The sequence below is a fragment of the Streptomyces hokutonensis genome (assembly GCF_042751305.1).
In the GTDB taxonomy this organism is placed as follows: Bacteria; Actinomycetota; Actinomycetes; order Streptomycetales; family Streptomycetaceae; genus Streptomyces; species Streptomyces hokutonensis_A.
Genome location: NZ_JBHYWD010000002.1, coordinates 169,202 through 188,663, shown reverse-complemented (window position 1 = coordinate 188,663; position 19,462 = coordinate 169,202). Strand labels below are relative to the sequence as shown.

Sequence of the window (19,462 nt, the reverse complement as noted above, 5' to 3'; positions counted from 1 at the left end):
TACTCATGCACCCGCATCCACCTATATATAGTCAGCCAGTCTGGTCGGCCGCCGCTGTGGGGGACAACAGACCGGCATCTGGCGCCGCGCCCCCCCCCCCCCCCCCCCCCCCCGGACGGTCATCAGTGCCTGGCCGCAGGGGTGTTGGCGACCGTGACGTTCACGGCGGCCCAGGCCTGGTCGACGGTCTGGTACGCCGTGCTGTTCGCGCCGTAGAGGTCCGCCGCCGCCTTCAGCGTGGCGAGGCGCGCGTCGTGGAAGTCGGTGGTGGACACCATGTAGCGGGTGAGCGCGCGGTAGAAGATCGCGGTGGCCTTGGCGCGTCCGATGCCGGTGACCGTGGACCCGTCGTAGGTGGGCGAGTCGTAGGTGAAGCCGCCGATCGTCTTGCGTCCGCTGCCCTCGGCGAGCAGGTAGTACGCGTGCGAGGAAACACCTGAGCCGGCGTGCACCTCGGCGTCGTAGGTCTGGGGAGACCAGTAGTCGATGGTGCCTTCGAGCTTGTCGAGGGAGGGGTGGTCGAGGCGGCGCAGGAACTTCTGGGCGAGGCCGAGTTTCTCGCCGATGAGGTAGTTCGGCGGGTTCTTCGCGTTGTTGGCGCTGAACTCGACGTTGGAGCCGAAGATGTCCGCGAGGGACTCGTTCAGGGAGCCCGCCTCGCCGTACTGGTTGCCGTCCGCGTCGACGCGGGTCGGCTCCAGCTCGGCGGTGGCGTCCACGACACCGTGGGTCAGTTCGTGCCCCGTGACGTCGAGGACGACGAGCGGCTTCTTGAACATGTCGCCGTCACCGTCGCCGTAGAGCATGCAGTCGCAGGTCGAGTCCCAGAACGCGTTGGCCACCTTCTTGCCGAAGTGGACCATTCCGCGGGCGGCCTTGCCGTCGTTCGCTATGCCCTTGCGGCCGAAGGTCTTCTTGTAGAAGTCCAGGGTCTTGGTGATGCCGTACTGGGCGTCGACGGCGGCGCTGTCGCGGTGCGCGACGGTGCCGTTGCCCCACTTGTCGGTGGTGCTGGTGAACGCCTTGCCGCGCGCGAAGCTCTCCAGTTCCTGCCCCTTGGCGTCGCGGGTCTCGGTGCCCCAGCGGGTGGGGTCCTTGAGGAGGTAACTGGCGCGTGCGGTGCGGGTGGTTGTCAGCGGCACCTTGCCGACGAAGAGGGAGGTGCCGGTGCCCGTGGCGGTGACCGGGTAGTGGGCGGCGCGGGTCGCGGCGGCCGCCGTGAGCGCGGTCGCCCGGGTGGCGGTGCCGGTGGCGGGGTTCAGGGTCTCGCCGCGCTCGCGCAGGGTGTCGAGCAGTTCGGGTGAGAGGAACTCGTCGCTGTCGGGGGTGTTGCTGCGGACCTTGCCCGTCACGGCGTCGATGACGACGGTGCGGGTGCCGGTGGCCTCGGCGGTGTCGCTGTCGCTGACGGGGACCTGGTAGGCGAGGGCGGCCCGGCCGTCGCGGGCGTCGACCACGAGACGGGCGGTTCCGGCGTCGCCCTTTGCGACGGCGGCGGCCTTCGTCTCGGCCTCCGCCGCGGTCAGTTCGGGGCGCGTGGTGGCGGGTTCGACGCTGTGGTCGGCCGCCCTGGTGACCCCGGTGTAGCCCAGTTGGCGGGACAGGTGGACGACGAGGTCGCCGCCGAGGACCGGCATGCCCTGGTGCGTGCGGATGAACCGGACATGGCGTGCGCCCTCGGGGTCGATCATCACGTCCTTGGCCCGGAGCGCGTCGCCCTGGACGACGCCGGTCGCCGCCGCGTGCGCGAAGGCGGCGGCACGCGCGGCGGTGACGACGGACGCGGCGGTGGTGCCGGTGGCCGTCACCGCGTGGTCCGACCCCGTGGCCGGTCCCGCGAAGGCCGTTCCGGCCAGTCCCGTGGCCGCTGTCGTCACGGCGACGGCGATGGCCAGGCCGCGTATGTGGGGTCCACGCATGGGTGAGGGCTCCTCGCTTCGAGACGGTCGGGATCGCCAACCGCCTTGAGACCGGGCGCTGTTGAGAGCGCCCAGGGGGCTGGTCGGGCCCCGAGGCGAAACCCTTACGGATCAGTCATGTACATGTAAAGCCGAAATCAACGGTTTTCGTGACTTTCATGGCAATACTTTGCGAATCCGCGTCGCCCAGTGATCAGCGAGTGACCAACTGTGCGTCGGCTGTGGAGATGTGACGGGCCGCGAGAAGGTTGCCTCGCGCGACTGTGACCGATCTCGCACACAAGAGAAACGGGAGAGAACCGGATGGTCTCAAGAACGGTGCGCAGGGCCACGGCATCAGCAGTGGCGCTGCTGACGCTCACAGCGGTACCGGCGCATGCCGCGACCCACGGGTCGGACACCACGAGAGCCGGCAGCGCGGCCGCGCTTCCGGCCCCCGACCTGGTGGGCCTGCGTGCCGTGCTGCGCACCCTGACGACACAGGGCGCGCCCGGGGCGATCGCCCGGATCGACGACCGCGGCAGCGTCCGTACGGCCGCCGCGGGCATCGGCGACCGCACGACCCGCCGGGTCATCGACAACGCCGACCGCTTCCGCATCGGCAGCGTCACCAAGTCGTTCTCCGCCGTCGTCCTGCTCCAACTCGTCGACGCGCACAGGCTCGACCTGGACGCCTCGGTCGACCGCTACCTGCCCGGCCTGCTGCCCGACAAGCGCATCACAGTCCGTCACCTGCTGAGCCACCGCAGCGGTCTGTACGACTACACGAACTCCATGTTCGCCAGCTCGGTCTCCGGCTTCGAAGCCGTGCGCAACAAGGTCTTCACCTACCGGCAACTGGTGCAGCTGTCTCTGAAGCACCCGCGAACCAACGCGCCGGGCGCCGCCTACTCGTACTCGAACACCAACTTCGTTGTCGCCGGGATGCTCATCGAGAAGCTGACCGGCCACTCCGTGGGGACCGCGTACCGCGACCGCATCATCAAGCCGCTCAAACTGCGCGACACCCTCTACGTACACCCGGACACGAAGATCCCGGGCCGCCACGCCCGCGGCTACCTCACCCAGGACCGCGCGGGCGCGCAACCGGTCGACGCGACCGACCAGACGGCATCGTGGGCCCAGAGCGCGGGCGCGCTCATCTCCACCACCCACGACCTGAACACCTTCTTCTCCGCACTGCTCTCCGGCAGACTCACCTCCGCCGCCGCGCTCGCCCAGATGGAGCGGTGGACTGCGGTCAACAGCACCACGCGGTACGGCCTCGGGCTGCGGCGGCGCGACCTGTCCTGCGGCGTCTCCGTGTACGGCCACACGGGTGCGGTCCAGGGTTTCTACACCTACTCCTTCACCTCCAAGGACGGCCGCCGCAGTCTCACCGCGCTGGCCAACACCTCCAACAACGGCACGGTGCTGAACACGATGGCGGGCACTTTGGAGTCCGCCTTCTGCGGCAAGCGCACCAGGACGCTCCAGGGTTCGCCGCTCACCGGCCGGGGCTCCTACATCACCGAACGGCGCGCGGCCTACGAGGACTTCGCGCCGGGGATCGCCCGGGACTGAGGGCGCCTGGGGGGGGGTGGTGTGGGTGTGGGGGGCGGGCCCGAGCACCCCCCCCCCCCCCCCCACCGCGCTCTGCGGGAACCCTCCTGCCGTGACGGGACGTTGAGTGGAGGACGAACTCCCCCACCGGGCACTTCCCGGGCACGAACAGCGAGGGCGGTGCCATGAACGAGCTGGTGCCGGGCGGCAATCTGCCCCTCCCGGGCGGTGCCATGACCTTGCGGGTGCCCGGCCCGTTCGACGTGTCGGCGTTGATCACGGACGAGAGCGGCAAGGTCGGCGGCGACGCGGACTTCGTGTTCTACAACCAGCCGACCGTGACCGGAGCCCGCCTCCAGGGCGACACCCTGACCGTCGACCCGGCCCGGCTCCGCGCGGGCGCCGCCCGGGTCACCGTCGTCGTCAGCCCCGCCGACCCCGGCACCCCGCTGGGCCGACTGCCCGCACCCACCCTGCATGTCGCGGACGCGGGCCGCCGTCCGCTCGCCCGCTTCACCCCGGCCCGCCCCGAGCGGGAGACCGTCCTGCTCCTCGCCGAGCTCTACCGACGCGGCACGGGCTGGAAGCTGCGCGCACTGGGGCAGGGGTACGCCGACGGACTCGCGGGCATCGCACGGGACTTCGGCGTGGACATCGTCGAGGACACGGCACCCGGTCCCGCCTCTCCACTGGGAAGGGATACCGGGGCGCGAACCGGGGGCTCCTCCGACTCCCCGATGCCCGACCCCACCCGCTTCCTCGCCTTGGTCAACTCGGCCCGCGCCCAAGCCGGTTCACCGCCCGTCTCACTCGACCCCCGCCTCGCCTCGGCCGCGCAGGCCCACGTCTCCGACATGGCCGCCGCCGGACACCTCAGCACCGAGAGCCGGGACGGCACCTCCGTGTACCAGCGGGTGATCCGGGCCGGGTACGCCTATCTCACCGTCGGCGAGCACCTGGTCTCCGGTCCGCGCACGCCCGCCGAGTTCGTCGACTACTGCCTCCGTACCGAACAGGCCTGCCGGACACTGCTCGAACGCGTCTTCACGCACGCGGGCCTGGCCCAGGCCGTCGATCCCCGCTCGGGCGACATCTACTGGACGGCCCTGTGGGCGCGGCCGCTCACCGAAAGCGATCTGGCCGGGACCGCGGACAAGGTCGTGGAGCTGACCAACGCGGAGCGGACCAGGGCCGGGCTGCGCCCCCTGGCCGTGGACCCGCTGCTCGCCGCCGCCGCGCAGGCGCACAGCACGGACATGGTGGCCCGGGCCTTCTACTCGCACACCTCCCCCGACGGCTCCCAGCCCTGGGACCGGGCCGCCGCCGCGGGCTCGCGCAGGCGCACGATCGGCGAGAACATCGCGTGTGGTCAGCGCTCCCCAGCCGAGGTGGTGGAGGGCTGGATGAACAGCCCCGGCCATCGCGCCAACATCCTCAAGCCGGACTTCACCCACATAGGCATCGGCTTCGCGGGCGGCGGACAGATGGGCACGTACTGGACGCAACTCTTCGGCGCCTGACCGCGTTGCGGGGTGAAGCCCTCCACGATCTTGGCGGAATGAGATCTTCCGGGTCAGGATGCCCGCATGAAGGGTGATCTGTTTTCCAGTGAGCACATGGTGCAGCCGGCCACCGCGCCGGGCATGACCGTAGAGAACGCCAAGTGCATCAAGTACGCGGTCAACGGCGAGATGCTCGCCCGCCAGGGGGCGATGATCGCCTACCGCGGCAACCTCCAGTTCGAGCGCAAGGGCCAGGGCGTAGGCGGCATGCTCAAGCGCGCGGTCACCGGCGAGGGCCTGCCGCTGATGGCGGTGCGCGGGCAAGGCGAGGCGTGGTTCGCGCACGAGGCACAGAACTGTTTCGTGGTCGAGATCGACCCCGGGGACGAGTTCACCGTCAACGGCCGCAACGTCCTGTGTTTCGACGCCTCGTTGTCGTACGCGATCAAGACGGTGAAGGGGTCCGGCATCGCGGGCGGCGGCCTGTTCAACAGCGTCTTCACCGGGCAGGGCAAGCTGGGTCTGGTCTGCGAGGGCAACCCGCTGGTCATACCCGTCTCGCAGCAGTACCCGGTGTTCGTCGACACGGACGCGGTGGTCGGCTGGTCGGCCCACCTCCAGACCTCGCTGCACCGTTCGCAGTCCATCGGGTCGATGCTGCGGGGCGGCTCGGGCGAAGCCGTCCAACTCATGCTCCAGGGCGAGGGATTCGTCGTCGTACGGCCCAGCGAGGTGACTCCGCAGAAGGCACAGCAGCACTGAGGTCCCGGTCCGCCACCCACCCTGAAACGTGTTGACCTGCGGGTCCTTTCCGGGTCAGGGTCGGAGGCGGCACGGAACACCTTGCCCCGTGCCGGGAGGATGACTGCCTTGATCGGCATCTCGGACATCGAAGCCGCCGCCGAGCGGATCGCCGGACACGTCGTACGCACCCCGACCGTGGAGAGTCCCGGGCTCTCGGAGCTGCTCGGCGTCCCGGTCACGACGAAGCTGGAGCTGTTGCAGCGCACGGGTTCCTTCAAGGCGCGCGGTGCCACGGCGAAGCTGCTGTCGCTCGGCGAGGCGGAGTTGGCGGCCGGAGTGGTGGCGGTCAGCGGCGGCAACCACGGGATCGCGCTCGCGGTCATGGCGGCGGCGCTGGACGTGAAGGCCACGGTGGTGATGCCGCGTTCGGCGCCGGCCCGGTCCGTCGAGCTGGTGGAGGCGGCCGGTGCGTCGCTGCGACTTACCGAGGACATGCCGAGCGCGTTCGCGCTGGTGAACCGGTTGCGGGACGAAGGGCTGACCCTGGTCCACCCGTTCGACGACCCGGTGGTGATCGCCGGACAGGGCACCGTGGGGCTGGAGTTCGCGGACGACGCCGGTGACCTCACCGACGTACTGGTCAGCATCGGCGGCGGTGGACTGATCGCCGGGGTCGCCGCCGCCCTGCACGCCCGGCGGCCCGGGATCCGGGTCTGGGGCGTGGAGACCGAGGGCGCCGAGGCCATGTCCGCGGCGCTCGCGGCGGGCGGCCCGGTGCCGGTCGTACCGTCCTCGATCGTGACCACGCTCAGCGCGCCGGCCGTGTCGCAACTGACGTACGACCATGTGTCGGCCCTGGTCACCGAGGTGTTGACCGTCTCCGACAAGGACGCGGTACACGGCTGTCTCGACCTGGCCGAGCAGGCAAAGGTGTGGACCGAGCCCGCCGCGGGCTGTCTGCTGCCCGCCGCCCGGCAGGTCCTGGAGAGGGTCGGCGACGGCACGCGGATCGGCCTCGTGGTGTGCGGGGGCAACGCGACGGCCGGGGAGATCTCGGACTGGTCGGAGCGCTTCGGACTGCGCTGACCTGCCGCTGACGGCATGTGCGACAAGCCTTCCCGCGCGAGGGAGCCTGTTCTCGACCCCCGCGCGCGAAGGCTTGTCGCACATCTAGTCATACCGACTAGTCGGTACTACGCTCCGCCGAACGGAAGGGCCCCCAGCCTCCCGCCGCTCACCCTGTCCCCAGCAGCTCCAAAGGGAGTCGTATGTCTTCCGCTTCCGCACCCTTTGACACGAGTAACCCAGGTACCGACGCGCCCGGCGCCGGCTCCCGTGGCGCGCTCACCCGGCTGTACCGCCGCGATCTGCCGGCGTATCCGGCCACCGGGCGACGCATGTCGTATCTGGCGATCGTGGTGGTCACGACCGTCGTGCTCTACTACATGCTCTACATCCAGTACGCGGTGGCGACGTCGATCATCACGCACTTCGACATGACCTACCGCTACTTCGTGTGGGTCTCGGTCGTCGGCAACGCCTTCGGCGCCTTCGCCTCCCTCGTGGCCGGTCTCGCGGACCGCTGGGGGCGGGCGAACCTCGTGGTCTACGGACTGCTGATCGCCGCGCTCCTGGTCTTCTTCGGACTGCCCAACGCGGCCGACAAGACGGCGTACTTGGTGCTGTTCGCCGTCGTGAGCGTCATCGAGGGCATCGTGCTGGTCGCGACCCCGGCGCTGATACGGGACTTCTCGCCGCAGCTCGGCCGTGCCACCGCGATGGGCTACTGGACGATGGGTCCGGTCATCGGCAGCCTGGTCGTCACCTCGGTGACCAGCAGCACCCTCGACTCGGCCGGCTGGCAGGACGAGCTGCGCTACTCCGGGGCGGCCGGACTGATCGTGTTCGTCGTCGCCCTCTTCGCCCTGCGTGAGCTGTCGCCCGGGCTGCGCGACCAGATCATGGTGAGCCTGCGGGACCGGGCCCTGGTCGAAGCCCGCGCCAAGGGACTGGACACCGAGGGGGTACGGCGCGGCGAGTGGCGGCAGATGCTGCGCCTGGACATCCTCGGCTCCGCCTTCGCGATCGCGGTCTTCCTGCTCCTCTACTACGCCGCCGTCGGCAACTTCGTCGTCTACTTCTCGACCACCTTCGGCTACAGCGAGCAGCGCACCAACGGCCTGGCCAACTGGTACTGGGCCGCGAACGCCCTCGCACTGATCGTGGCCGGCCTGCTCTCGGACCGGCTGCTGGTGCGCAAGCCCTTCATGGTCGTCGGCGGGATCGGCGCCGTGGTGGCGACCGCGTTCTTCGCCTCCCTGGCCACCCACCCGACGACCGGCTACTACACGTTCGCCTGGCTGTTCGTCGCGATCGGCGTGTTCAGTGGAATCGCCTACGCCCCCTGGATGGCGAGCTTCACCGAGACCGTGGAGAAGCGCAATCCGGCCGCGACCGCCGCGGGCCTCGCGGTCTGGGGCTGGACGGTACGCATCGTGGTCGCCGTGTCGGCGGCGTTCATCCCGGTGCTCGTCACCTCGGTCACCCCGCTCGTCGAGCACGGCGCCGAGGTCGCGGCGGCACAGAAGCAGGCCGCCCCGGCGCTGGCCATAGTCGGCGCGCATCCCCAACTCTTCGCCGAACTGGGCAAGTACACGCCGACCACCACACCCGCCGACCTCGCCGCCCGCGCGGTCAAGGAGGTCGGCGCCGCCGACCTGGCCGTCGTGCAGAAGGCACAGCCGCAGATCGAGGTGCTCAAGGAGTACGGCCCGAAGGTGCAGAAGGCCGCGAAGAACGGTCCCGGCGAGTGGCGAACCTGGTGGTGGATCTGCGTGGGCGGCCAGGTCCTCTTCCTGCCCTTCGTGTTCGTGATGGCAGGCCGCTGGAGCCCGAAGAAGGCACGCGAGGATGCGCAGGCCCACCAGGACGCCGTCGACCGCGAACTGGCGGCGCTCGCGGTGAGCGAAGCCTGATCGGAGCATGGCCCGGAGCTGCGGCGTGGGTGTGACGGCTCCGCCGCGGCCCCCATGTCCGGCACGACGCGAGACAGCGCTTCAGTTGGTGCCGTGGTCCGGCAGGGTGACGCCGACCGTCTTGAGCTGGGTGTACTCGTAGAGGGCCGCGATGCCCTTCTCCCTGCCGATGCCGCTCGCCTTGTAACCTCCGAACGGTGTCTCGACGCCCATCACCCCGCCGTTGACGGCGACTTGGCCCGCCTCAATGCGATGGGCCAGGGCCATCCCCCGGGCGGCGTCCCCGCACCACACGGCGCCGGCCAGGCCGTACTCGGTGGCGTCGGCGAGGGCGACGGCCTCGTACTCGGTGTCGAACGGCATGGCGGCCAGCACCGGTCCCAAGACCTCCTCCCGTGCCACTTGCATGTCGCCAAGTCTCGTATTCCTCCGCACACCCTTCGCCGCGACCCTTGAGCGTTCGATCGCGGTCTACCTGATCGGCCCGCTGACCGCTTCCGACCGCCGATCTGAACTTCCGGGAACAGCCAGGTAGCCGCCGGAAGTCCCCAAGCGCATGGATCGACCCCGTCAAGGCAAGAGGCGCTGGTCAGGGCGCCAACGGCGGGAAAGTTGCTCGTTACCGGCGGTTACCGCCAGGTCGGGGCGGGCGTATTCCCGTCGGCATTTCCCCGGCCACCCGCCGCCGCGATTGAATAAAAGGCAAGAACCACCGGGGAATTGCGAATCCTTTGAACCGCGCCATCACAACCGCCGTACTTCTGGGAAAGGTGAGACCCAGGGGTTCAGCGAGGGATGGCCATGGTCGAGACGCACGTCTCCGTACACGAGTCAGTCGCCGGGAGATACCGGCCCATGGAGGTCGCACACCGCGAGACGAACCGGCTCACCTGGTACGGCGAGGACATGGCCGCCGAACGCCCCTGCCTCCTCACCCAGGTGACGCTGCCCGCCGCCCTGGACGAGGAGAGCGCGCGCCGGACCACCGCGGCCATCATGCGCACCTCCGAGATCATGGTGCTGCTCGCTCCCACCCGGGTCGCCCAGGTCATGGACGCCGTCGAGGACGCCGGCACCCTGTGGACCGTCACCGACTGGATCGACGGCACACCGCTCGGCCAACTCCTCGCCCAGCAGGGCACGTTCCACTATGTACGGGCGGCCCGCATCGGCCTGGAGCTGCTCGACATCCTGGAGGCGGCGCACAACGAGGGCATCACCCACGGCGAACTCAGCCCCGGCCAGGTGTTCGTGCGGGACCGGGGCACCGTCGTCCTGACCGGCTTCGGACTCGCCGGCGCCACCCTCGTGCCCCGGCTCACCGCACCGTCGTACGCCTCCCCCGAGCAGGCCCGCGACGAGCGCATCGGACCGGCCGCCGACCTGTGGGCGCTGGGCGCGATCCTCTACACACTGGTCGAGGGACACCCGCCGTTCCGCGACCGGGGCCGCCCCGAGGCGACCCTGAAGGGCGTGGACCGGCTCCCGATGCGCGGCCCCTCGCGCGCCGGGCCGCTGGCGCAGGTCATCCAGGGACTGCTGCGCAAGAACTCCCGCGAGCGGATGACCCGCCCGGTGGTCCGAGAGGCCCTCACCCGCATCCTGCACGAGGACCCGTACGCGGACCGCGAGCCCGTCCCGCTGCCCCGGCTGCGACGGGCCTACGACACGTTCCGCGGTGCGGGCACCACCTGGAGCGGGCGCGGCATGGCCGTCGGAACCGCCCTGGCCGTCGGTACCGTCACCGTCGCCGTCCTCGCCGCCACCCATCAACTCCCGGGCACCGAGACCTCGTCGGCCACCTCGCCCTCCTCGCCCCTCCCGTCCGTGTCCGCCTCCGCGAGCACTCCCGGCGAGAAGGTCGACGGTCACGCCTACAGCCCATCCGCCACGCCTTCACCGACGTCCCCCACCTCCCCCGCGGCCTCCGCCTCGCCGTCGGCCAGCGCATCCCCGTCCCCCACCGCCGCCCCGCTGCCCGCCGGTTTCCGGGTGTTCAAGGCGCCGGAGGGCTTCTCCGTCGCGCTCCCGAAGGGCTGGAAGGTGGTGGACACCCAGAAGGAGGCCGACGTCGCCTATCGCGTCACCTTCGGCGCCTCGGGCGATCCGCGCACCCTGGCCGTGACGTACAGCACCCAGGCGGGACCGGACCCCGTCGCCATCTGGCGCGACGACGTCCTGCCGGGGCTGAAGCAGACCGCGGGCTTCCAGCAGATCGGCGACATCAGGGCCACGACCTATCAGGGCGACAAGGCCGCCGACCTGGAGTGGTTCTCCGGCACCGGCGACGCCAGGGTACGGACGCTCGGGCGCGGTTTCCTGCTCGGCGGCGGGCGCAGTTTCTCGCTACGGTGGACGACGCCCGCCGACGAGTGGAACGACGCGGCCAACCGCCAGGCGCTGCAGACCTTCTTCAAGACCTTCAAGCGGTCGGCGAACTGACGGCGACGCGAGGGCCGGGCACTCAAACCAGCGGCAATGGGTGGATATAGGCTGCGTGTTCGCACCATGCCTCATCTCAAGCCCAGGAGAGTCCGCCTTGACCGTAGTGATCGACCAGGCCGAGACGTCCTTCACCGCCCTCGACGACGCCGGCCTCGTCGCCCGGGACGCCCAGGAGTTCGGAGCCTACGCCCGCACCGGCGGCTGGGCGTTCGGCCTGAAGGTGGCGCGCAGCGTACGGCCGGGCGGGCAGAGCGCGGACGAGACGCCGAAGGTGTCCGCGAAGGAGTTCGCCGAACTCGCCGACTGCTCCCCCGAGCGCGTGATGCGCTACTACAAGGCCTGGGACCGGGCCGCGGACGACGGTCTCGTCCCGCACTTCGAGGAGCTGGCCCCCGGCCAGGAGGTCGAACTCCCGGACGCCGACGTCTGGTTGAACTACTACGTCTCCCGCTCCAGCGCCACCTCCGAGCGCGGCACCGCCATCTCCGAGGCCGCCGAGGCGGAGGGCATCCGCCCCACCAAGGCGCTGGAGGTCGCGGAGAACCCCACCGCGCTGCGGGCCGCGATCCTCGCCGACCCGTCCACCGCGCGCGCGGCCCGGCAGGCGCTGCTGGACCGGGTGCGCGAAGACCCCGAGCTGCAGGCAGAGTTGGCACGTGACGTGGTCCGCACCGACGACCTGAAGAAGGCCGTCGCGACGGAGAGCCGCTCGGCGGACCGGATCGGTTATGTCCGGCAGATCGCCGAGTCGGGCCAGATCAAGACCCCCGCAGGCCAGACCGTCGACGCGCCCCTCGACGTACGCCAGGAGGCCGAGCGGCACCTGTCGCTGCTCGACGAACTGGAGGAGGGCGAGGACACCGGCGAGTGGGCGACCGAGGCCTACGACACCATGAAGAACCTGGTCGTCGAGACGGTGGAGGCCGACCCCGAACTGCGCGTCCAGGAGCGGCGGACGAAGTTCTACAGCAGTCTCCAGAAGGCAACGAAGGTGTTCGAGGAGCTGACCTTCGACGACGCCCAGGACTTCTACGAGGACGACATGGTCAAGCGTCTTGAGGAACTCCAGCAGGCCATCGACAGCTGCCTCACCGCGCTGCGCAAGAGCACCACTCCGGCTGAGTAGCCGTACTCATGCAGTGATTTCGGCCTTCGGACACGATGGGGCTCCCCACGACAAGGGAGCCCCATCGTGTCCGTCGTTCCTTCCGCACCGCGACGCCGTCTGCCCGCCGCCATGGTCGCGCTGGTGGTTGTCGGCATGGTCCTCTCCGCCTGGCACCCGCACGACCGCACGACCTGGTTCCTGGAGACCGTGTGGGTCTTCGTCGGACTGCCGGTGATCGTCCTGACCTGGCGGCGCTTCCCCCTCACCGGCCTCCTGTGCTGCCTGCTCGCCGCGCACGCGCTGGTCCTCGCCGTGGGCGGCCACTACACGTACGCGCAGGTGCCGGTCGGCGACTGGGTCCGGGACACGTTCGGGCTCAGCCGTAATCCCTACGACCGTTTCGGCCACCTCATGCAGGGCTTCGTACCGGCGGTCCTGGTACGGGAGTTGCTCACCCGCACCTCGCCGCTGCGCGGCAGCCGCTGGCTGGCGCCGCTCACCGTGTGCGCATGCCTCGCCTTCAGCGCCCTCTTCGAGCTGTTCGAGTGGGCGGCGGCCGTGATCGGCGGACACAGTGCGGACGCCTTCCTGGCCACGCAGGGGGACGTGTGGGACACGCAGTGGGACATGTTCTGCGCGCTGATCGGCGCCACGGTCTCGGTGCTGGTGCTCAGCCGTGTCCACGACCGGCAGCTGGCGCGGCTCGGGGTCATCGACCCGGTCGAGTCGTATCGCGCTGTCTCGCCCACAGCGGCAGTACGAACCAGCACAGCAGGTACCAGGTGACCACCCCGGCGACCAGCCAGGGCACATACGCGTCGTGGGTCGCGACCCTGAGTACCAGCAGCAGCGCGGCGGTCATCGTGGCGAGCAGCAGGACGAGGCCGACGAAGGTCAGCCGGGACGCCCAGCGCACCGCCTGGGGTTTCACGCTCCGGCCGGAGACCAGGCGGTGCAGGGAGACCGGGCCGATCAGCGCTCCGGTGGCGGTGGCGCCGAGGACGACGGTGACGACGTAGAGAACCTGGTTGGCGTGCTCCAGCTGGGCGTACTTCGGGGTGAAGACGACGGTGAGGAGGAACCCGAACAGGATCTGTACGCCGGTCTGCGCGACCCGGACCTCCTGGATGAGCTCGCCCCACATCCGGTCCGCGCGCTCGTCCTCGGACTCGTCGCGCCCCGTCCGCCGATCTTCCTCCTGAGTCATGCGGTCCGTGTAACCGGACCGCCGGCCCTTCAAACGGAACCGCCGCTTACCAGCGGCTCTCCACCTGGTCCTTGATCCGCCGGTCGTAGAGGTCCCGGATCGCGGTGAGTGTGTCCTCGGACAGGGCGGGCAGCCCGGCCGCCGCCGCGTTGGCCCGGGCCTGTTCGGGTGAGCGGGCGCCGGGGATGACCGTGGTGACACCGGGCTGGTCGATGATCCAGCGCAGGGCGAGCTGGGCCGGGGTGTATCCCTCCGGGGCCAGCGCGGAGAACTCGGCGGCGGCCTCGACGCCCGTCGTGTAGTCGACGCCGGAGAAGGTCTCGCCCTGGTCGAAGGCCTCACCGTGGCGGTTGTAGGTGCGATGGTCGTTCTCCGGGAAGACCGTGTCCTTGGTGTACTTGCCGGACAGCAGGCCGGAGGCGAGGGGCACGCGCGCGATGATGCCGACGCCCGCCTCCTGGGCGGCCGGAAGCACCTGGAGCAGGGGCTTCATGCGGAACGCGTTGAGGATGATCTGCACGCTGGTCACGTTCGGCCGGGCGATCGCGGTGAGGGCTTCCTCGCAGGTCTCGACGCTGACGCCGTACCGGGCGATGCGCTCCTCGGCGACCAGGGTGTCGAGGGCGTCGAACACCTCGTCCGAGGAGTAGACCGGAGTCGGCGGGCAGTGCAGTTGCACCAGGTCGATGCGGTCGACGCCGAGGTTGCGGCGCGAACGGTCGTTCCACGCGCGGAAGTTGTCGAGGACGTAGTTCTCGGGGATCTGGTCGACGCGGCGGCCCATCTTCGTCGCGACCAGGACATGCAGATCGGGCCGGCCGCTCAGGAAGGCGGCGATGGTCTGCTCGCTGCGCCCGTCGCCGTACACGTCGGCCGTGTCGAAGAAGGTCACCCCCGACTCCGCCGCCGCCTCCAGCACGGCGAGGGCCTCCTTGTCGTCGACGTCTCCCCAGTCGGCGCCCAACTGCCAGGTGCCGAGGCCGACGACGGATGCCTGCTGCTGCGACCTGCCGATTACACGTTCGTCCATGCCGTCAGTCTGTCATCCGGCACCGACATGCGCGGAACGGGCTCCTCCGGGTCGCGGCCTGTGAATCTTTCACTCACACGGGTGAACCGGCTCGACAGGCTGCCTACTCGTGTCAACTCCCGCCTAGCGTGTGCGCGTGACCGATCATGTGGCGAACCCTGCAGTGAACAACCTCCAGCCGGGGAACGGCAGTTCCGCCCCCTGGACCCGTCGGGGCTTCCTCCTCTCGGCAGCCGTGCTGGCCGCCGTACCCGTCCTCCTGACGGCCGATCCGGCCGTCGCCGCGGCCGAGCTGCCCGACTTCCCGGCCGAGGTCGGCCTCTACCGCTCGGCCTACCGCAACTGGGTCGGCGAGATCACCGCCGACGGGCTGTGGGCCTGCGCGCCGACCGACGCCGACCAGGTGGTGTCGGTCGTCAACTGGGCCTGGCAGCACGGCTGGCGGGTCCGCGCCCGCGGCTCCTCGCACGGCTGGTCACCACTGACGATCGAGTCCGGTACGGCGTCCGACGCGCAAGTGCTGCTGGTCGACACCGCCCCGCACCTCACCGGCCTCACCCTGGACTCCGCCTCCGCCGTCCGGGCCGGCACCGGGGTCACCCTGGAGGCGCTCCTCACGTTCCTGGAGGGGCACGGTCTCGGTCTCACCGCCGCGCCCGCGCCCGGCGATCCGACCCTCGGCGGCGCCCTGGCCATCGACGCACACGGCACGGCCGTACCCGCGAAGGGCGAGGAGCGGACGGCCGGGCACACGTTCGGGTCGCTCAGCAATCTGGTGGTGTCGCTGACGGCGGTGGTGTGGGACTCGGACACCGGGGCTTACGTCCCGCGGACCTACACCCGTGACGAGGCGGACTGCGCGGCGTTGCTCACCCATCTGGGGCGTTCACTGGTCACCGAGGTCGTGCTGCGGGTGGGGGCGAACGCGAATCTGCGGTGCCTCAGCCGTACGGACATCCCGGCCACCGAGCTCTTCGCGGCGCCCGGGTCCGACGGGCGTACCTTCGCGGGCTTCCTGGACGAGGCCGGGCGGGCCGAGGCGATCTGGTTCGCGTTCACCGAGTTCCCCTGGCTGAAGGTCTGGAGCGTCGCGCCGACCAAGCCGTTGACCTCGCGGCGCGTCTCGTCGCCGTACAACTATCCGTTCTCCGACAACGTGCCGACGCTGGTCGCGGATCTCGTCGGGCGGATCCTGTCCGACGGCGCGTGGTATCTGGCGCCGGTGCTCGGCAACGCCCAACTCGACGTCGCCGCCCTGGGGTTGACGGCGACGCTGTCGGCGGACATCTGGGGGCCGTCGAAGAACACGCTGCTCTACGTCAGACCGACGACACTGCGGGAGACCGCCAACGGCTACGCGGTGCTCACCGCTCGGGCCCAGGTGCAGCGCGTGGTTCACGAGTTCACGGAGTTCTACCGGGAGCGGCTCGCCGCGTACGCCGCGCTCGGCCGGTTCCCCGTCAACGGCACCGTCGAGATCAGAGTCACCGGCCTCGACCACCCCGCCGACGCCGAACTCACCGGCGCCCGCGCCCCGTTGCTGTCCGCGCTGCGGCCGAGCGCCGAGCACCCCGAGTGGGACACGGCGGTATGGCTGGACGTGCTGACACTGCCCGGCACGCCGTACGCGGAGGAGTTCCTGCGGGAGTTGGAGCAGTTCCTGTTCCGCTCGTTCGACGGCACCCGGGTCGAGTGGTCCAAGGGCTGGGCCTACACCGACCAGGCCGCGTGGAGCGACGAGCAGGTGATCGGGACGGCGGTACCGGGTTCGTTCGGGGAGTCGGTGTGGGGGCAGGCTGCGGGGACCTTCGACCGGCTCGACCCGCACGGGGTGTTCGGGAACGCCTTCCTGGACCGGCTGTTCGAGTAGCGCTGACTAGGCTGTGTCGAGGATCTTGACACAGGGAGAGCTGTGACCGGTTGGCCGACCGCGCTGACGAAGGCGGGCATCACCGACCCGCGACTGCGGCGCGCCTATGACGCCCAGCGCGGGATCGTGCGCAGGTTCGCGCTGCACGAGTACGTGGCGGTACGGCTGTTGCTGCCGGCGGAGCTGCATCCGCCGGTCGTCGCCGCGGTGGCCTACATGCACACGACCGACGAACTGATCGACACGGGTGGAGTGCACGCGCGTGCGGCGGCCCTCGCCGCCTGGGACGCCGAGACCTCGGCGGCCCTGGAGAGCGGCGAACCACCCGAGCAGGAGGGCCTGTTGGCGCTCTGGGACACCACTCGCCGTCGTCCGGACATGGCGGCCCGGGTGCGGGCCTTCCTCGACGGTGCTCCCGTGGAGGCGAGTTGGACCGGCTTCGAGACGGAGGCCGACTTCCAGGCGTACGTGGACAGTTACTCGCTGCCCGCGCTGATGCTGACCGCGTCGCTGCTCGCGCCGACCGACCCGGAAACGTACGCGTCGTTCGTCAAGGGGTGCCGGGATCTGATCGAGGGCTGGCAGCGCAGCGACTTCCTCGCCGACCTCCGCGAGGACGCCGAGAACGACCGCATCGGCATTCCACGGGACGAACTCGCCTTGCACGGACTGAAGTTCGAGGATCTGCGCAGCAGGCCGGAAACGTGCGTGCCCGCGCTGGACCAGGTGGTCCGGGCGCAGGCCGACCTCGCCGGGACCACGCTCGCGGACTGCCGTGCGCTTCCCGCGCTCGTGGCGCCGGAACACCGGCCGTTCCTCGACGCCCTGCTCGCCGTCCAGGAACTGCGACTGGGCGCGGTACGCCGCGCAGGGGGCAGGGTCCTGCTGCGCGACACGGGGCCGTCGGCGTTGGCCACGCTGCGGGTCCTGGGCCGGCAGTACCGCAGGGCCCGCCGATTCGCCTAGGGCTCCAGGTGGGCCTGCACAGTGGGCCCGTAGCGGTCCACGATGACGTCCGTCGCTGTCTCGCGCAGCCGGGTGCCGCGTGCGATGCCGTACATCACGCCGAGACCGAGGAGGGTGGAGACGGCCAGTTCGGCGCGCAGGGCGGCGTCGGGGCCGGGGAGTCGTCCGGCGAGGCGGTCGACCACCTGGGCGCGGAAGTTGACGCGCAGGATGTCTCCGTGGTCGCCCTGGAGTGGCGCGAACGCGATGCGCAGCAGCGGGTCGGCGCCCCGCTCGCGCTGGCTGACGATGACGTGCCGGACCATGTGGCGGCCGAGTTCGTCGAGCGGGGCGTCCAGCAGGGCCTCCGCGTCCGACTCGAAGGACATCACTCGGGCGAAGAGGGCTTCCTTGTTGCCGAAGTACTTGAGGATCAACGGGGCGCTGACACCGGCGCGTTCGGCCACGGCCTTGAGGGTGATGTCGGCGTGTGCGTTTCGGGCGAGGAGGTAGCGGGCCGCCTTGAGGATGGCCGCCTTGGTCGCCTCGGCGTCCCGGCGCGCGGGCGGGGACGGGGACGCGGTGGGTGGGGTGCTCACGGCACTCATGCTCCCTCCAGCGCCTCGTCCCGCGCGCCCTCGGCGCGGTCCCGGGTGGTCCGCGTGTCGTCGGCGGCGGGGTCGCCCGGGATGGTCAGTGCCGCCGCGCTCGCCACCAGGGCGATCACGCCCGCGATGCCGAACGCCATCAGGTATCCGTGCAGTGTGGGCAGCGGGAGCCCGCCGATGAGGCTGGTGTGGTGCACCAGGACGGCGGCCACCACGGCGCTGGACACGGCCTGGCCGATGGTCCGCATCAGGACGTTGACGCCGTTCGCGGACGCGGTCTGGCCGGCCGGGACGGCGCGCAGGATGAGGGTGGGCAGCGCCGAGTAGGCGAAGGTGGTGCCGGTGGCGACGACCGTCGCGCCCAGGATGATCGTCCACAGGTCGCGGCTGTCGGCGATGCGCACCACATAGCCGAGCGCGATGATCGCGGCCCCGAGGGCGAGCGTGATCCGCGGGCCGCGGGCCGCCGAGATGCGGGCCGAGACGGGTGAGAGCAGCAGCATGGTGATGCCGCCGGGCAGCAGGCACAGGCCGGTCTGGACGATGGACAGTCCGAGCCCGTAGCCGGTGGCCTTGGGCGCCTGTACCAGTTGGGCGGTGACCAGGGAATTGGCGTAGAACGCGAAGCCGGTCAGCAGGGCCGCCACGTGGGACAGGCCCACCCGGGGCCGGGACACCAACCGCAGGTCCACCAGGGGCTGTTCGACGCGCAGTTGCTGCCACCACCACAGGCCGAACACGACGACCGTGGCGAGGAACAGCGCCAGGATCCGCGTACTCCCCCACCCCCACTGTCCGCCCTGGGACACGCCGAGCAGCAGACACACCAGTCCTGCGGCGAGTCCGAGCGCGCCGAGCACGTCGAAGCGGCCCGGTGCGCGGACGGGCGACTCGCGCACCGCCCACCAGATCGCCCACACGCCGAGCGCGCCGAGTGCGCTGGTCGCCCAGAACATGACGTGCCAGTTGGCGTACTGGACGATCAGTGCGGCGAGCGGCAGTCCGAGGGCGGCTCCGATGCCGACCGTGGAACTCATCAGCGCCACCGCGCTGCCCCGGCGCTCCGGGGGCAGTTCGTCCCGCAGGATGCTGATCGACAGGGGGACGACGGCGGCCGCGGCACCTTGCAGGGCGCGGGCGGTGATCAGTACGCGGATGTCGGAGGACAGGGCGCACATGACCGAGCCGACGGTCATCAGGGTCAGGGCACCGATCAGGACCCGCCGTTTGCCGTACATGTCGCCGGCCCGGCCGAGCACGGGGGTGAGGACGGCGCCGGAAAGCAGGGTCGCGGTGACCATCCAGGAGACGGCGCCCGCGGAGGAGTGGGTCAGCCGGGGCAGGGACGGGAGCAGCGGGACGACCACGGTCTGCATGACCGCCATCAGGATCCCGCCGAAGGCCAGCACCGGGATGGTGAGCCGGTCCCGCAGGGGGGTCCGCCCGGTGGTGCCGGACGGGTCGGGTATCGGTACGGGCTGGCCCATGGGCACTCCAGCGGACACGCAAAAAAGGTGAATGGCTATTCACCCTATCTGGTGAATAGCCATTCACCCAAGCTGCCCGG

16 protein-coding genes are annotated in these 19,462 nt (G+C 70.5%); 10 read left to right on the top strand and 6 right to left on the bottom strand.

The features are described 5' to 3' along the window. Window positions 1-122: 122 nt before the first annotated feature. A complete protein-coding gene (locus tag ACFXC1_RS06995) occupies window positions 123-1,919 on the bottom strand; it encodes a M4 family metallopeptidase (protein ID WP_381239859.1) in 1,797 nt (598 codons plus the stop codon). Window positions 1,920-2,222: 303 nt separating this feature from the next. Here ACFXC1_RS06995 and ACFXC1_RS06990 point away from each other — a divergent pair, with 303 nt between their 5' ends. The 5 genes from ACFXC1_RS06990 (at window position 2,223) to ACFXC1_RS06970 (ending at window position 8,682) form a co-directional block, all read left to right on the top strand. Next, the gene (locus tag ACFXC1_RS06990) at window positions 2,223-3,482 is read left to right on the top strand and encodes a serine hydrolase domain-containing protein (RefSeq protein ID WP_381239857.1); all 1,260 of its coding nucleotides are present in this window, start codon (window positions 2,223-2,225) and stop codon (window positions 3,480-3,482) included. A 164-nt stretch (window positions 3,483-3,646) separates the two neighbouring features. Continuing rightward, window positions 3,647-4,981 carry a CAP domain-containing protein gene (locus ACFXC1_RS06985; protein ID WP_381239856.1) on the top strand — a complete coding sequence of 445 codons (1,335 nt, stop codon included), beginning with the start codon at window positions 3,647-3,649 and terminating at the stop codon, window positions 4,979-4,981. A 66-nt stretch (window positions 4,982-5,047) separates the two neighbouring features. Then, a complete protein-coding gene (locus tag ACFXC1_RS06980) occupies window positions 5,048-5,725 on the top strand; it encodes an AIM24 family protein (protein WP_381239854.1) in 678 nt (225 codons plus the stop codon). A gap of 108 nt (window positions 5,726-5,833) precedes the next feature. Beyond that, window positions 5,834-6,793 carry a threonine/serine dehydratase gene (locus ACFXC1_RS06975; RefSeq protein ID WP_381239851.1) on the top strand — a complete coding sequence of 320 codons (960 nt, stop codon included), beginning with the start codon at window positions 5,834-5,836 and terminating at the stop codon, window positions 6,791-6,793. A gap of 182 nt (window positions 6,794-6,975) precedes the next feature. Continuing rightward, complete coding sequence (locus ACFXC1_RS06970) at window positions 6,976-8,682, top strand: MFS transporter (RefSeq protein ID WP_381239848.1); 1,707 nt, start codon at window positions 6,976-6,978, stop codon at window positions 8,680-8,682. Window positions 8,683-8,763: 81 nt separating this feature from the next. Here ACFXC1_RS06970 and ACFXC1_RS06965 read toward each other — a convergent pair whose 3' ends face one another. Beyond that, entirely contained in the window at window positions 8,764-9,090 is a 327-nt protein-coding gene (locus ACFXC1_RS06965) for an aldehyde dehydrogenase family protein (RefSeq protein ID WP_381239845.1), read from the bottom strand. A 387-nt stretch (window positions 9,091-9,477) separates the two neighbouring features. On the opposite strand from ACFXC1_RS06965, the gene ACFXC1_RS06960 reads away from it, so the two are divergent. The 3 genes from ACFXC1_RS06960 (at window position 9,478) to ACFXC1_RS06950 (ending at window position 13,021) form a co-directional block, all read left to right on the top strand. Further along, on the top strand, window positions 9,478-11,124 hold the full coding sequence (locus ACFXC1_RS06960; RefSeq protein WP_381239843.1) for a protein kinase domain-containing protein: 1,647 nt from the start codon (window positions 9,478-9,480) through the stop codon (window positions 11,122-11,124). Between the two features lie 106 nt (window positions 11,125-11,230). Beyond that, on the top strand, window positions 11,231-12,253 hold the full coding sequence (locus tag ACFXC1_RS06955; protein WP_381241114.1) for a hypothetical protein: 1,023 nt from the start codon (window positions 11,231-11,233) through the stop codon (window positions 12,251-12,253). A 111-nt stretch (window positions 12,254-12,364) separates the two neighbouring features. After that, window positions 12,365-13,021: a DUF2238 domain-containing protein gene (locus ACFXC1_RS06950; RefSeq protein WP_381241112.1), complete on the top strand. Its 657-nt coding sequence runs from the start codon at window positions 12,365-12,367 to the stop codon at window positions 13,019-13,021. On the opposite strand, the gene ACFXC1_RS06945 is transcribed toward ACFXC1_RS06950, so the two are convergent. Together ACFXC1_RS06945 and ACFXC1_RS06940 are read right to left on the bottom strand one after the other, a co-directional pair. Beyond that, complete coding sequence (locus ACFXC1_RS06945) at window positions 12,945-13,442, bottom strand: DUF6328 family protein (RefSeq protein WP_026178628.1); 498 nt, start codon at window positions 13,440-13,442, stop codon at window positions 12,945-12,947. The genes ACFXC1_RS06950 and ACFXC1_RS06945 overlap by 77 nt on opposite strands. A 46-nt stretch (window positions 13,443-13,488) precedes the next feature. Continuing rightward, entirely contained in the window at window positions 13,489-14,472 is a 984-nt protein-coding gene (locus ACFXC1_RS06940; protein WP_381239841.1) for an aldo/keto reductase, read from the bottom strand. Window positions 14,473-14,635: 163 nt separating this feature from the next. Between ACFXC1_RS06940 and ACFXC1_RS06935 the strand changes: the two genes are divergently transcribed. Further along, window positions 14,636-16,342 (top strand): cholesterol oxidase substrate-binding domain-containing protein, encoded by a 1,707-nt coding sequence (locus ACFXC1_RS06935; RefSeq protein WP_381241111.1) that lies wholly within the window; start codon window positions 14,636-14,638, stop codon window positions 16,340-16,342. A 42-nt stretch (window positions 16,343-16,384) separates the two neighbouring features. Continuing rightward, a complete protein-coding gene (locus ACFXC1_RS06930) occupies window positions 16,385-17,308 on the top strand; it encodes a squalene/phytoene synthase family protein (RefSeq protein ID WP_381239839.1) in 924 nt (307 codons plus the stop codon). On the opposite strand, the gene ACFXC1_RS06925 is transcribed toward ACFXC1_RS06930, so the two are convergent. Next, the gene (locus tag ACFXC1_RS06925) at window positions 17,305-17,895 is read right to left on the bottom strand and encodes a TetR/AcrR family transcriptional regulator (RefSeq protein WP_381239837.1); all 591 of its coding nucleotides are present in this window, start codon (window positions 17,893-17,895) and stop codon (window positions 17,305-17,307) included. The genes ACFXC1_RS06930 and ACFXC1_RS06925 overlap by 4 nt on opposite strands. Then, the gene (locus ACFXC1_RS06920) at window positions 17,892-19,382 is read right to left on the bottom strand and encodes an MFS transporter (RefSeq protein ID WP_381241109.1); all 1,491 of its coding nucleotides are present in this window, start codon (window positions 19,380-19,382) and stop codon (window positions 17,892-17,894) included. The genes ACFXC1_RS06925 and ACFXC1_RS06920 overlap by 4 nt, the downstream gene beginning before the upstream one ends. Window positions 19,383-19,462 lie beyond the last annotated feature (80 nt).